Annotated in this window: 15 protein-coding genes; 7 read left to right on the forward strand and 8 right to left on the reverse strand. The window is 51.1% G+C overall.

What is annotated here, in order from left to right; translation table 11 throughout:
* Positions 1-16 precede the first annotated feature (16 nt).
* From rph to hemW, 3 genes are read left to right on the forward strand one after another with little or no spacing between them, the layout of a single operon-like run.
* The gene (gene rph, locus BUA85_RS10965; protein WP_072901479.1) at positions 17-724 is read left to right on the forward strand and encodes a ribonuclease PH; all 708 of its coding nucleotides are present in this window, start codon (positions 17-19) and stop codon (positions 722-724) included.
* Complete coding sequence (rdgB, locus tag BUA85_RS10970) at positions 724-1,332, forward strand: RdgB/HAM1 family non-canonical purine NTP pyrophosphatase (RefSeq protein WP_072901071.1); 609 nt, start codon at positions 724-726, stop codon at positions 1,330-1,332. Before rph ends, rdgB begins: the two co-directional genes overlap by 1 nt.
* A complete protein-coding gene (hemW, locus tag BUA85_RS10975) occupies positions 1,325-2,467 on the forward strand; it encodes a radical SAM family heme chaperone HemW (RefSeq protein ID WP_072901073.1) in 1,143 nt (380 codons plus the stop codon). The genes rdgB and hemW overlap by 8 nt, the downstream gene beginning before the upstream one ends.
* Here the strand turns inward: hemW and BUA85_RS10980 are convergent.
* The 7 genes from BUA85_RS10980 to hemJ form a co-directional block, all read right to left on the reverse strand.
* Positions 2,464-3,339, reverse strand: coding sequence for a ParB/RepB/Spo0J family partition protein (locus BUA85_RS10980; RefSeq protein WP_072901075.1), 876 nt, complete (start codon positions 3,337-3,339; stop codon positions 2,464-2,466). The genes hemW and BUA85_RS10980 overlap by 4 nt on opposite strands.
* Entirely contained in the window at positions 3,332-4,150 is an 819-nt protein-coding gene (locus BUA85_RS10985) for a ParA family protein (protein WP_072901077.1), read from the reverse strand. The genes BUA85_RS10980 and BUA85_RS10985 overlap by 8 nt, the downstream gene beginning before the upstream one ends.
* Positions 4,131-4,748 (reverse strand): 16S rRNA (guanine(527)-N(7))-methyltransferase RsmG, encoded by a 618-nt coding sequence (gene rsmG, locus BUA85_RS10990; RefSeq protein WP_072901079.1) that lies wholly within the window; start codon positions 4,746-4,748, stop codon positions 4,131-4,133. The genes BUA85_RS10985 and rsmG overlap by 20 nt, the downstream gene beginning before the upstream one ends.
* On the reverse strand, positions 4,745-6,607 hold the full coding sequence (mnmG, locus tag BUA85_RS10995) for a tRNA uridine-5-carboxymethylaminomethyl(34) synthesis enzyme MnmG (protein WP_072901480.1): 1,863 nt from the start codon (positions 6,605-6,607) through the stop codon (positions 4,745-4,747). The genes rsmG and mnmG overlap by 4 nt, the downstream gene beginning before the upstream one ends.
* A gap of 11 nt (positions 6,608-6,618) precedes the next feature.
* Positions 6,619-7,896, reverse strand: coding sequence for a tRNA uridine-5-carboxymethylaminomethyl(34) synthesis GTPase MnmE (mnmE, locus tag BUA85_RS11000; RefSeq protein WP_072901081.1), 1,278 nt, complete (start codon positions 7,894-7,896; stop codon positions 6,619-6,621).
* Positions 7,897-7,921: 25 nt separating this feature from the next.
* Positions 7,922-9,196, reverse strand: a complete 1,275-nt coding sequence (rho, locus tag BUA85_RS11005) for a transcription termination factor Rho (RefSeq protein ID WP_072901082.1) — start codon at positions 9,194-9,196, stop codon at positions 7,922-7,924.
* Between the two features lie 115 nt (positions 9,197-9,311).
* Positions 9,312-9,761 carry a protoporphyrinogen oxidase HemJ gene (gene hemJ, locus BUA85_RS11010; RefSeq protein WP_083526257.1) on the reverse strand — a complete coding sequence of 150 codons (450 nt, stop codon included), beginning with the start codon at positions 9,759-9,761 and terminating at the stop codon, positions 9,312-9,314.
* A 389-nt stretch (positions 9,762-10,150) separates the two neighbouring features.
* On the opposite strand from hemJ, the gene BUA85_RS11015 reads away from it, so the two are divergent.
* From BUA85_RS11015 to dnaQ, 4 genes are read left to right on the forward strand one after another with little or no spacing between them, the layout of a single operon-like run.
* On the forward strand, positions 10,151-10,747 hold the full coding sequence (locus tag BUA85_RS11015; protein WP_072901086.1) for a Maf family protein: 597 nt from the start codon (positions 10,151-10,153) through the stop codon (positions 10,745-10,747).
* Positions 10,744-11,577: a shikimate dehydrogenase gene (locus BUA85_RS11020; protein WP_072901088.1), complete on the forward strand. Its 834-nt coding sequence runs from the start codon at positions 10,744-10,746 to the stop codon at positions 11,575-11,577. Before BUA85_RS11015 ends, BUA85_RS11020 begins: the two co-directional genes overlap by 4 nt.
* Positions 11,574-12,167, forward strand: coding sequence for a dephospho-CoA kinase (gene coaE / locus BUA85_RS11025; RefSeq protein WP_072901090.1), 594 nt, complete (start codon positions 11,574-11,576; stop codon positions 12,165-12,167). The genes BUA85_RS11020 and coaE overlap by 4 nt, the downstream gene beginning before the upstream one ends.
* Positions 12,160-12,855 (forward strand): DNA polymerase III subunit epsilon, encoded by a 696-nt coding sequence (gene dnaQ, locus BUA85_RS11030; RefSeq protein ID WP_072901092.1) that lies wholly within the window; start codon positions 12,160-12,162, stop codon positions 12,853-12,855. Before coaE ends, dnaQ begins: the two co-directional genes overlap by 8 nt.
* Here dnaQ and secB read toward each other — a convergent pair.
* Positions 12,848-13,351, reverse strand: a complete 504-nt coding sequence (secB, locus tag BUA85_RS11035; RefSeq protein ID WP_072901094.1) for a protein-export chaperone SecB — start codon at positions 13,349-13,351, stop codon at positions 12,848-12,850. The genes dnaQ and secB overlap by 8 nt on opposite strands.
* Positions 13,352-13,391 lie beyond the last annotated feature (40 nt).

Here is a 13,391-nt window from a genome sequence, read left to right on the forward strand (position 1 = left end):
AAAGATGGAGAGTTTTATGCGTCCTTCCGGCCGTCAGATAGATCAAATGCGGAGCGTTACAATTGAGTTAGACGCCACACGTCACGCCGAAGGGTCTTGTATGATCAAATGCGGGGATACGCATGTGCTTTGTACCGCCACGGTTGATGAACGGGTCCCGCCGTTTCTGAAAAACTCCGGTCTTGGCTGGGTGACGGCGGAATACGGGATGCTGCCACGTGCAACACATACGCGAATGCGGCGTGAGGCGAAGAATGGTCAATCCGGCCGGACGCAAGAAATCCAGCGTTTGATTGGCCGCAGCTTGCGCGCGGGTGTTGACCGCGTTGCATTGGGTGAACGTCAGATCGTTGTGGATTGTGATGTCATTCAGGCCGATGGCGGAACTCGTTGTGCGTCGATCACTGGTGGATGGGTCGCGCTTAAATTGGCCGTAAACAAACTGATGAAGGCGGGCGAGATTTCGTCTGATCCGTTGACTGATCCTGTGGCTGCGATTTCTTGTGGAATTTATGCGGGGCAGGAAGTTCTTGACCTTGATTACCCTGAAGACAGCGACGCCGGTGTTGATGGAAACTTCATTATGAACGGATCAAAGTTGGTTGAAGTTCAGATGTCGGCTGAAGGGTCAACCTTCACGCGGGCTCAGATGGATAAGCTTCTTGATCTTGCGGAGAAGGGGATCGGCGAACTGAACGCGATCCAAATGGACGCGGTTTCTTAATGCGAAGGTTTGAAGGGACAGAGCTGGTTGTGGCGACCCACAACATTGGGAAGCTGGAAGAGATTGCAGCCCTTCTTGAGCCGTACCAGATAAAAGTAACATCGAACAGGGATCACACTCTGCCTGAACCGGAAGAAACCGAGACCACCTTTGCGGGCAACGCACGGATCAAAGCCCATGCTGCTGCAAAGGCGACGGGGCTGCCTGCGCTTGCGGATGACAGTGGGATTGAGGTTGATGGGCTTGATGGTGCGCCGGGTGTTTACACCGCGGATTGGGCCGAAGGCCCGGAGGGTCGTGATTTTTCGAAAGCGATGACACGGACATGGAAGGAGCTGGAAGAACGCGACGCGCCTTTCCCTCGAACGGCGCGGTTTTGTTCGACGCTGGTTCTGGCCTGGCCAGATGGGCACGACGAAGTTTTTCCTGGTAAGATCGAAGGCGAAGTTGTGTGGCCCATGCGTGGCGATCAAGGGCATGGATATGATCCAATCTTTCGACCAAATGGGTATGACATCACTTTCGGGGAAATGGACCGTTGGGAGAAGAACAAAATCAGCCATCGGGCAGATGCGTTTTCGAAATTGATCGCTGGTTGTTTTGACTGAAAATTGGCAGCGCGGCGGGTTTGGGCTTTATGTTCATTGGCCGTTCTGCGAGGCCAAGTGCCCCTATTGCGACTTCAACAGCTACGTTTCCCAATCGATTGACCATGATCGATGGAAGGCCGCCTATCTTTCGGAGCTTAATCGTGTTGGGTCTGAAACACCCGATCGTGTTTTAACGTCTATCTTTTTCGGTGGTGGTACGCCGAGTTTGATGGAGCCCAGTGTTGTCGAAGAGATTATCAAGACCGCTGGTAAGCTTTGGCCGTTCACAAACGATATCGAAATTACGATAGAAGCGAACCCATCTTCGGTTGAGGCGGAACGGTTTAAGGGCTTCCAAGCCGGTGGTGTCAATCGCGTCTCGCTTGGTGTTCAAGCGTTGAACGATACGGATCTGAAGGCGCTCGGCCGGCTTCACTCGGTGAAAGAAGCGCGTGAGGCTATCGAAATCGCGCAAAACACCTTCGAACGTGCGAGCTTTGATCTGATCTATGCGAGGCAGAATCAGACACTAAGTCAGTGGGAATCCGAACTTTCAGAGGCTGTGGCGATTGGAACCGACCATCTGTCGCTTTACCAATTGACGATCGAGCAGGGGACAGCGTTTGGGGATCGGCATAAGCGCGGGATGCTACGTGGTTTGCCGTCAGAGGATTTGGGCGCCGACATGTATTTCGCGACGCAAGATATTTGCGAGGCGGCCGGGTTGCCTGCCTATGAGACCTCCAATCATGCGCGGACAGGCGAGGAAAGCCGGCACAATCAGATTTATTGGAGATCAGGGGATTATGTCGGGATCGGGCCTGGGGCGCACGGGCGGGTTACTTTGAACCAAATGCGCCTCTCGACGGAGTCTTTCCTTGCGCCAGGAGAGTGGTTGAAATCCGTGGAAGATCTAAATTCTGGGGAGTCTGAAAGGGATCCCTTGGACCTTGGTGACCAAAAAGACGAATTTCTTCTGATGGGATTACGAATGTCGGAAGGGGTTGATCTTTCTGTATTCGATTTTTCTGATAAATATAATGAAATCAATAATTTATCGGAATTGGGATTGGTCGATAAGAAGGACGATACCCTTAGAGTTACACCTCAGGGGCGGCCGTTGCTCAACTCAATACTGGCGCGGCTCGTTTAACCCCCAGACAGAACGCGCAACAGATCATCGAGCTGCTCAAAGCTCTTGTAGCTGATTGAAATCTTACCACCTTCACCACCAGCTTGATGTTGAATGTTGACCGGCATCTTCAGCGTCGCAGAGAGCTCTTTTTCGATCTGGACTGTATCTGCATCTTTGACTTTGGGGGTTGCTTGTCGCGCGCTCGGTTTATTCAATCCGGTCTTCACCAATTTCTCGGTATCACGGACGGATAATCCTTTCCGGATAATATGAGCAGCGAGTTGGCTCGCTTCTTCATTTCCGACCAACGCTCTTGCGTGGCCAGCGGTAAGAGAGCCATCTTTGATCCATGATTGGACATCTTTGGGAAGCGTCATCAGGCGAAGATAGTTCGCAATATAGCTCCGGCTTTTGCCAAGGGCCGATGCAACCTGTTCTTGGGTATGGCCGAACCGGTCCATCAGCTGACGGTAACCTGCGGCCTCATCGATCGCGTTGAGATCGGCGCGCTGGATGTTTTCAATAATCGCAACTTCCAGCACTTCAGTATCGGTAAAGTCGCGCACGACAACCGGAACTTTGTGAAGCTGAGCGATTTGAGACGCGCGCCAGCGGCGTTCACCAGCAACGATCTCATATCCGTCTCCCTTTTGCCTGACGATGAGCGGTTGGATCACTCCTTTGATCCGGATAGACTCGGCAAGCTCTTCAAGGGCGCTTTGATTGAAACTCCGACGCGGCTGATCTGGATTTGGTGACACCTTCTCGATCGGCACCATTGCATCGAGTTTCTGCGGTTTAGACCCTTCATTCATGTCTTGAGGAATGTCAGCCATCAAAGCGGATAGACCCCGACCGAGGCCGCGTGGTTTGCTCTTTTTATCAGCCATTTTTCCCTCCCACCGGGTTTTGTCGTTGGTCTAATTCCTGTGCCAAGAGACGATACGCTTGGCTGCCCTTTGACGCACTATCGTAGGAAAGCACTGGCATCGCAAAGGATGGTGCTTCACTCAAGCGCACATTGCGCGGAATGACCGTTTTAAAAACCAAATCTCTTAGATTATCGCGCGCATCCTGTTCGACCTGCTGGGAAAGGTTGTTTCTGATATCGTACATCGTCAGCACCACACCTTCGATCCTAAGGTTCGGGTTTGCGGTTTCACGTACATCCCTCACGGACAGCATCAGTTGGGACAGACCCTCCAAAGCAAAGAACTCACTTTGGAGCGGAACCAACACGGAATCAGATGCTACGAGCGCGTTTACCGTCAATATGTTGAGGCTTGGTGGGCAATCTATCAAGATGTAGTCGAATTCAAAAACATCCATACTGAGCTGGTGCAAAGCATCGCGAAGCAAAAAACTGCGTTTTTCGTTTGAGATCAGCTTAATGTCTGCAGAACTCAGATCTGTATTTGCAGGGATAATATAGACATTCTCGAACTGGGTTTTTTGAATCGCAGCACCAGGCGAGACCTCGCCCGCGAGGAAATCATAGGTGGTTATTGTCCGGTCGCTTTGGGAAATGCCTAGCCCCGTTGAAGCGTTTCCTTGCGGATCAAGGTCGATGAGAAGGGTTTTTTTACCGATTTCCGCCAATGCCGCAGTCAAATTGATGGAGGTTGTGGTTTTGCCCACGCCACCCTTTTGGTTTGCAACAGATATTATTTTGGCGCGCCTGCTAGTTGATCGGTTCAATATTCCAAGCCTCGATGATCTTGGCCCTTTTATCGGTCAAACTGGGGTGCGCGACAACGTCAAACTTCCAGTTTTTGCGTGCTTGTTCGATCTCATCTCGAAAGGATTGTCCTTTTTGAAAAACTGCACGTCCATTTGGCTTAAGGTGCTGAATTGCGTGGTGAAAAAGATCGTCTAGCGGAGCCAATGCACGAGCCGAAATAACATCTGCGTCCTGACTTGGCGCCGCTTCAATACGTTTGGCTATCACCACGCAATTTAGCTCCAGTTCTCGGCTTACTGTTCGGAGAAATGTAGATTTTCGAGCGTCGCTTTCTATAAGTGTAAACTTGGCGTTCGGATAGTGTTCCTTCGCAAGTGTCGCGACAACCAACCCAGGGAAACCACCGCCAGATCCGATATCGACCCAGTTTTCTGGGATCTCATGTAGAACCCCAAAAACTTGCGCGGAATCAATAATATGGCGATCCCAAACATAGTCCAAAGTGCTCTTAGCTACGAGATTGATTTTTGGATTCCACTTTTTAACTAGAGATTCGTAGCCCTTCAGCCGATCAAATGTTTCACGTGAAACATCAATTCCCGCGATTTCCACACTCATCCTGCAAAACGCTTCGAGGGATCACGGATTGCAGCCTGTAATACCATCAGCGCCGCCGGAGTCATTCCGTCGATTTTTTTGGCCTGTGCAATGCTACTTGGTTTTGCCAGAAGGACTTTCCGTCTTAGTTCATATGAAAGTCCGCCAAGACCTTCAATATCAAGGTTTTCCGGGATTTTTGCCCCCTCATCCCTTTGCATCGCCTCGATATCTTTCTTCTGGCGCTCGATATAGTTGGCATACAAAGCGTCACATTTGAGTTGTTTCAGCACTTTTTTGTCCATCTCATCGGCTTCCGGAACCAACGAAAAAAGCTCAGATGGTCCAAAATCTGCAAGAGAAAGTGCATTATAGCCTGACCGTGAAGGAGAATCCGGATTGATTTTGGCGCCTGCAGCCTGCAAATCTCTAGCAGAAAGGCTAATTGCCTCCAAATCAGAACGACTGCGGTCCAGCTTTTCCTTGAACTCAGAATAAGCGGCCCAGCGGACATCGCCTACTAGCCCAATCTCTCGACCGATTTCAGTAAGGCGTTGGTCTGCGTTGTCAGAGCGTAAGGAAAGCCGGAACTCAGCACGTGAGGTAAACATACGATAGGGTTCAGCCACACCACGGGTGATTAGATCGTCGATCATTACGCCAATGTAGGAATTTGTCCGCGAGAATGTCGCCACCGGAAGACCCAAAGCCTGTCGCGCAGCGTTTACGCCAGCAACCAAGCCTTGCGCCGCGGCCTCTTCATAACCCGTTGTCCCATTAATTTGACCACCAAGGAAAAAGCCATCCACGCTCTTGCATTCCAATGTCTCATTTAACGACCTCGGGTCCACATAGTCATATTCAATCGCGTAACCAGGCTGAAGAATCGTAGCGTTTTCAAGGCCTTTGATCGATTTGACGTAGTCTTTCTGGATCGGGGAGGGAAGGGAGGTCGATATTCCGTTAGGATAAACCGTTGAGTCATTTAAGCCTTCCGGCTCCAGGAAGACTTGGTGAGACGTCTTATCGGCAAAACGAACCACCTTATCTTCAATAGACGGACAATATCTTGGGCCAACACCCTCAATATGGCCACCGTACATGGCTGATCGCTCTAAGTTCTCCCTGATGATATCGTGCGTTTTCTCGTTTGTATGAGCGATTCCACACGCGACCTGACGGACGGCTGGCCCGTTTGAGAGGGACGAGAACATCGATGGCTCATCATCGCCGTCCTGCATTTCTAAGACATCCCAATCAATCGTATTGCCATCTAGGCGAGGCGGCGTACCTGTTTTCAGCCGACCAAGCGGCAATTCAAACGAATCCAGACGCTCCGCCAACTTTGTGCTCGGCCTATCACCCATACGGCCACCTGGCCTCTGCTCATCTCCAATATGGATGACACCGCGCAGAAAAGTGCCTGTCGTCAGCACTACTGCATTTGTCTCGATCCTTTGACCTGATGCCAAATCCACACCAGCGATAGCTTGACCATTCAAGACAAGATCAACCACCTCATCCTCTATGATCTCAACGGTTGAGTTGCTTTGCGCCTCGTTCTGCATGAACGCGCGATACAAAGCGCGGTCGATTTGAGCGCGTGGTCCTTGGACCGCTGGGCCTTTCTTGCGATTCAACAGGCGAAATTGAATTCCAGCAGCGTCTGCGCCACGACCCATCACCCCGTCAAGCGCATCAATCTCACGGACCAAATGCCCTTTTCCCAATCCACCGATCGCAGGATTACAGGACATTACGCCAAGATCTTCCCGGCGGAGCGTGACGAGTGCCGTTTTCGCACCAGCTCGATCAGCCGCAAACGCCGCTTCGCAGCCTGCGTGACCACCGCCAATCACAACCACATCAAAATGTTTCACGTGAAACACTCCTATTTGCCGATACAGAAGCTCGAAAAAATTTCGCCAAGAAGGTCTTCTACATCTACATGACCGACGATCATGTCAACCGATCGAACGGCCGCGCGCAGTTCTTCGCAGATCAAGTCGACCGGCTCGTCCAAAGCGATCTTTGAAATAACATCTGACAGCTGGCTATCGCAGGATAGCAACGCAACCCGATGACGCTCTTTGATCGCCACGCCAACAGAAGAAACCCTTGCCTCAAAAACAGCAACGATCTCATCAACGAGTTCGTCCAAACCTTCTCCAGTTTGACCAGAAACCCCTAGACCATCGCCCGGACTAAGATCAGCTTTAGGGCGTCGTATGATATCGTCTGCCTGAACTTGGATTTCTAATAAGTCCTTGTTTTCTTTTAGAAAAACTCTAAGGTCAGCATGCTTTGCCCGTGAAACCGCCCGCTCAACACCCAACTTCTCGATTTGGTCATCGGTATCGCGTACTCCGGCGGTATCGATGAACGTAACTGGAATACCTTTGAGATCCATTTGAACTTCGATAACGTCACGGGTCGTTCCCGCAATTTCAGACGTGATCGCCGCGTCCCGACCGGCAAGACGGTTCAGAAGCGTCGATTTGCCGACATTGGGGCGACCCACGATCGCAACCTCAAAACCCTCTTTCACACGCTCGGCGACAAAGGATCCCTCGACTTCACGGGCAATGTCCTCCCGTGTCCGATTGATCAAATCGTTCACTTCGGGGAATACGTCCGTCGGGACCTCTTCATCGGCGAAATCTATCGTTGCTTCAAGCAGAGCAATCGCCCGAATAAGATCAGCCCGCCACGCCTCAGCTTTCGCACTCAACCCCCCCTCGAAGACACGTAGCGCTTGTAGGCGCTGCGCCTCGGTCTCCGCATCAATCAGATCAGCAAGGCCTTCGACCTGCGCTAGGTCGAGCTTTCCGTTGTCCAAAGCTCTTCTCGTAAACTCGCCCGCCTCCGCTGAGCGTAAATCTGGCAGTTTTGAGAGTTCCGCCAGGACAGATTTCAGAATTGCCGGGCTACCATGAAGCTGAAGTTCGACAACGGGTTCCCCGGTAAAACTGGCAGCGCCTTCGAAATTAAGAACGAGGGCTTCATCCAAAACCCCGCCACTTTCATCTCTTAGCTTCCTAACACCACGAGATGTAGGAACGTTCCCACACAACGCTTTCGCTGCTGCCTTGGCCTTTGGTCCGGAAATCCGCACAACAGCAACGCCAGACCGCCCAGGTGGCGTTGCAGCTGCATAGATGGTGTCCATCACCGTACACTCATCGAAACGAACGCTAGGCGTTCATAGAATCGAAGAAGTCAGAGTTTGTTTTAGTCTGCTTCAATTTCCCGATCAGGAATTCGATCGCATCCGTGGTTCCCATCGGGTTCAAGATACGGCGAAGCACATAGGTCTTCTGAAGATCGACCTTATCGACAAGCAGCTCTTCTTTCCGCGTACCGGATTTCAAAATATCCATCGCAGGGAACACGCGCTTATCTGCAACCTTACGATCAAGCACGATTTCAGAGTTACCCGTACCCTTGAATTCCTCAAAGATAACTTCGTCCATGCGGCTACCGGTATCAATCAGTGCGGTCGCGATGATGGTCAGCGAACCGCCTTCTTCGATGTTCCGAGCCGCACCAAAGAAACGCTTGGGACGTTGCAAAGCATTCGCATCCACACCACCGGTTAGAACTTTACCAGAGGACGGCACCGTCGTGTTGAATGCGCGACCAAGGCGGGTGATCGAATCGAGAAGGATCACCACATCACGCTTATGCTCGACAAGACGTTTCGCCTTTTCGATCACCATCTCTGAAACAGCCACGTGTCGCGACGCGGGTTCGTCAAAGGTCGAGGAAACAACCTCACCTTTCACAGACCGCTGCATGTCCGTCACCTCTTCCGGACGTTCGTCAATCAGCAAGACGATCAAGTAGCACTCTGGATGGTTCTTCTCGATTGAGTTCGCGATGTTCTGAAGCAGGACTGTCTTACCCGTCCGTGGTGGCGCGACGATCAGGGAACGCTGACCTTTCCCAATTGGCGCTACAAGATCGATGATCCGCGCAGACCGATCCTTTGTCGCTGCATCGGTCTCAATTTCCATCTGCAAGCGCTCATCTGGATAAAGCGGTGTGAGGTTGTCGAAGGCAACCTTGTGCTTGGCCTTCTCTGGATCTTCGAAGTTGATCTGTTCAACATTCACCAGCGCAAAATAACGTTCGTTATCCTGCGGCTCCTTAATCACACCTGAAACACTGTCCCCGGTCCGAAGCGAGAATTTCCGGATCATGTCAGGGGAGACATAAATGTCATCTGGACCCGGAAGGTAGTTCGCTTCCGGCGAACGCAAGAACCCGAATCCATCTTGGACAACTTCAAGAACGCCATCACCGCCAATGATCCATTCATCATCCGCGCGTTCTTTCAAAATGGCGAACATCATGTCGCCTTTGCGCATGGTGGATGCGTTCTCGATCTCCAGCTCTTCAGCGAGGGAGAGAAGATCCTTTGGGCTTTGCGCCTTCAGGTCGGATAAATTCAAGCGGTCTTGAGACATGTATATTCCAATCCGAGCCCTCACGGACTCTTCGAGTTTTCAAATTTGGAAATCGCGGTACTCCCGGACGGGCGCTTCCCTCACTTAGGGAGTCCACTCTTCAGAGTCAATAATTTCAGAAAGGTCGAACGATAACGGCAATGACGATAATAAACATCAAAACAGTCGGAACCTCGTTCGCGATCCGATAGGTGCGGCCGCTCCTCGTATTTTCGCCAGCCGCAAATTCTTTCTGGCGTGCGGATAGCCAAATATGCGCTCCGGTCATGGCGACGACGGCGAAAAGTTTGATCCAAGACCACGCTGACCCAAAATCAAAGACACCCATGCCGATCAAGAGAAGCCCAAAAAGCCAACTCGCCATCATTGCAGGGCCCATGATCACCTTAAGAAGTTTGCGTTCCATGGTTTGGAATGTTTGATCCATCTCGCTCCCAACCTCAGCCGTTTCTGCATGATAGACAAACAACCGAGGAAGGTAGAACATACCTGCCATCCAGGAGATCACCGAAATAATATGAAACGCCTTGATCCATGAATAGAATGGCAAAAGAAAATCAAGCATTCGGAACCTCCTCGCAATCCAATATCAAAGAATAAAGAGTAAGAAAGAGATTTTGATGATTTAGGGAACGCAAAAACTGTGGATCAAATTTGTGTTCAGAGGTTTATCCACAACAGACAATCTTTGAAAAGATGTTTAGCAACTCCAAAACACCACAAAATATTTAAATTAAACAAACGCTTAAATAGATTTCAATTCATCACACAAGTAGTTAACTCGCACTAGCTGGGCTAGTTCTACACAGCTAAGACTTACTCATATCTACCGTGTGTGGAACTTTGGCGGTTTGGAATAACTTGCACATCTGCACGGTTTTTGACGCATCACCATTTACACACGGCCAAATTTCTTAGTTTTCTGCGCTGTATGTCCCATCTATATCCACAAGAATGAGTAGACTTATCCTCGCCTCCGGATCTGAAATTAGAGCAAGCCTTCTTCGAAATGCGGGCGTAACATTCGACGTCTCAGTGGCAAGAGTAGATGAACAAGCGATCAAACAGTCCTTAGTTTCCGAAGGGGCAAACGCCCGCGATCTTGCCGATGCATTGGCCGAGGTGAAAGCGCGGAAGATCTCGCAGAAGAACCCTACATCTTTGGTTTTGGGATGCGATCAGGTCTTGGACCACAGTGGTACATTTCTATCAAAAGCGACGAGCCCGGAAGAGGCCGTTTGCCAATTATCTGAACTCAGCGGATCACAGCACAATCTTTTGTCTGCGGCCGTGCTTTATGACGACGGAAAACCGCTTTGGCGCTTCGTCGGCAAAGTTCGTTTAACGATGCGCCAGCTGTCGGAAGACTACATTCGCGCTTACGTTGATCGAAACTGGGACGAAATCCAATATTGCGTGGGGTGCTATCAGCTTGAACATGAGGGTATTCGCTTGTTTAGTCGCGTAGAGGGTGATTACTTCCATGTACTGGGATTGCCTTTGATTGAGGTTTTGAACCATTTGACGCTGATTGGAGAGATAGAAGGATGAATGGCCGCTCAATACCTTTGGCTGGCGTCATCGGCGATCCGATCTCACATTCCAAGTCGCCGAAGTTGCATGGGCATTGGCTCCAGCGATATGGGATCGAAGGTCACTACATTCCTCTTCACGTGACAGAAGGGAATTTGGCGACAGTTGTGCGTGCTCTCCCGAAAATGGGTTTTGTCGGTGCCAATGTGACAATCCCGCACAAAGTCTCCGTCATGTCACTTGCGGATCAGGTCAGCGACCGCGCGATCTTGATCGGGGCAGCTAATACACTGACTTTCAAAGAAGACGGAAAAATCATCGCCGATAATACGGATGGTTTTGGGTTCATGGCGAACCTGAAGGAAAATGCACCAGATTGGGATCCAAAGGCGGCCCCTGCTGTTGTCTTTGGAGCGGGGGGAGCGGCACGCGCGGTTCTTGTTGCACTGGCGGATGCAGGTGTTCCTGAAATTCTCTTATCAAACCGAACCAGACCCAAGGCAGAGGCTTTGAAATCTGAGTTTGGAACCCGTATCAAAGTTGTCGATTGGGTTCAGGCGGGCAACGTGCTCGAAGATGCAAGTTTGGTTGTGAATACGACATCACTTGGAATGAAGGGACAACCGGAACTAAGGGTGCCGCTGGACGGTTTGAATGCCGACACACTCGTCAACGATCTTGTTTACTCTCCGATCCAAACCCAACTTCTCCGAACCGCCTCAGAAATGGGCTGCAAGACTGTCGATGGTCTGGGAATGTTGCTGCACCAAGCCGTTCCGGGCTTTGAACGATGGTTCGGAACCACACCAGACGTGGATGAAGATTTGCGACGGGCGGTTTTAGCATGAAGCAGTTTTGCCTTGGATTGACAGGTTCAATTGGGATGGGCAAGACCACGACCGCAAACATGTTCCGTGAGGAGGGCATTTCCGTTTGGGATGCGGATGAAACGGTTCACCGGCTCTATGGCGCTGGCGGAAAAGCTGTGCCTGAGATCGAGAAGGTTTTTCCAGAAGCCATCGTCGATGGCGCAGTATCTCGACCGAAGTTGCGGGAGGTCATTCAGGCCGATTTGGCGGCTCTCGGCACGTTAGAAGCGATCGTGCATCCGTTGGTCGCAGCCGATCGACAGACGTTTCGATCTGAAAATAACGGATTGATTGTTTTCGACATTCCGCTGCTTTTTGAAACATCCGCGGATCAATGGCTTGATGCGGTCCTTGTGGTTTCGACAGATGAAGACACGCAAAAACAGCGCGTCTTTTCTCGCGACGGTATGACCAAAGAGCTTTTCGAAGACATCCTGTCACGCCAGATTCCGGACACCGAAAAACAAGTACGCGCTGATTTCGTTATCGAGACTGCAAGCTTGGAGCAAACCCGTGCAGACGTAAGGGATCTCATATCTCAGTTGACAGAGAAGCTATCGCATGCGTGAAATCGTCCTTGATACAGAAACCACTGGTTTCGAACCGGCCGAGGGCGATCGGATCGTGGAAATTGGTGCGGTCGAGCTAATCGGGCATGTGCCAACCGGCCGGACGTATCACCAATATATCAATCCCCAAAGATCGATGCCGCAAGAGGCCTTTGAAGTCCACGGGTTGGGCGATGAGTTTTTGGCTGACAAGCCAGTCTTTAAGGATATTGCTCAGGATTTTGTCGACTTTGTGGGTGATGCAACGCTGGTTATTCACAACGCAGCTTTCGATATGAAATTCCTCAATGCGGAACTGGGCTGGGTTAACCGGCCGCTTTTGCCGATGGATCAAGCGCTTGATACGCTTGCGATTGCGCGCCGGAAGTTTCCCGGTTCGCCCGCGTCATTGGATGCGCTGTGCCGGCGGTTCGGGATTGACAACTCGTCGCGAACACTTCACGGCGCGTTGCTGGATAGTGAGATTTTGGCGGAAGTCTATCTGGAGCTTATCGGAGGTCGCCAACCGGATTTTGGCCTTGCGACAGCGGCAAGCGTCACCACGTCGCAGAACGATGACGGTGATTGGAAAGCGGATCGCAGACAAACGCCATTGGCATCACACCTCACAAAAGAAGAAGCCGCCGCCCATGCGAGTTTTGTAGACGCATTGGGCGACGGCGCGCTTTGGAAAAAACTGTCTAGTTGACTGGCTTGTCAGCTTTTTGAGCTTCGGCCCGCTTGGCAAGCTCGGCGCGATACAGCGACAAGAAGTCGATTGTCTCAAGGTTGAGTGGAGGGAAACCACCGTCACGAGTCACATCGCTTACGATACGACGCAAGAATGGGAATGTGATGCGCGGGCACTCGATTAGCAGATAAGGGTGCATCTGTTCATCAGGCAAACCTTCGACGTGGAAGATACCAGCGTATTCGATCTCAAGCATGAATAGGGGATCGCCCTTTTCCTTCGACTTGCTTGTGACCTGTAGCTTCGTGATGACTTCGAACTGGTGTTCAGTTTGGCGCTTGCGGGCGTCCAAATTCACCTGAACAGAAATCTCTGGCTGTGGGTCCCCACTAACGCCTTTCTGAGCGAGAATATTCTCGAATGACATGTCGCGGATGTACTGCGCCAAGACGCGGCTTTTGACTTGTGGTTGTTGCGCTGCATCTGCGGCAGCGGCTTGAGGCTCTTTTGCCATATTGGGCTCCGGGAAAATACGTTCGGAACCTCTTAACAGG

Origin of the sequence: Cognatiyoonia sediminum (assembly GCF_900129845.1) — a bacterium.
Taxonomy (GTDB): Bacteria; Pseudomonadota; Alphaproteobacteria; order Rhodobacterales; family Rhodobacteraceae; genus Cognatiyoonia; species Cognatiyoonia sediminum.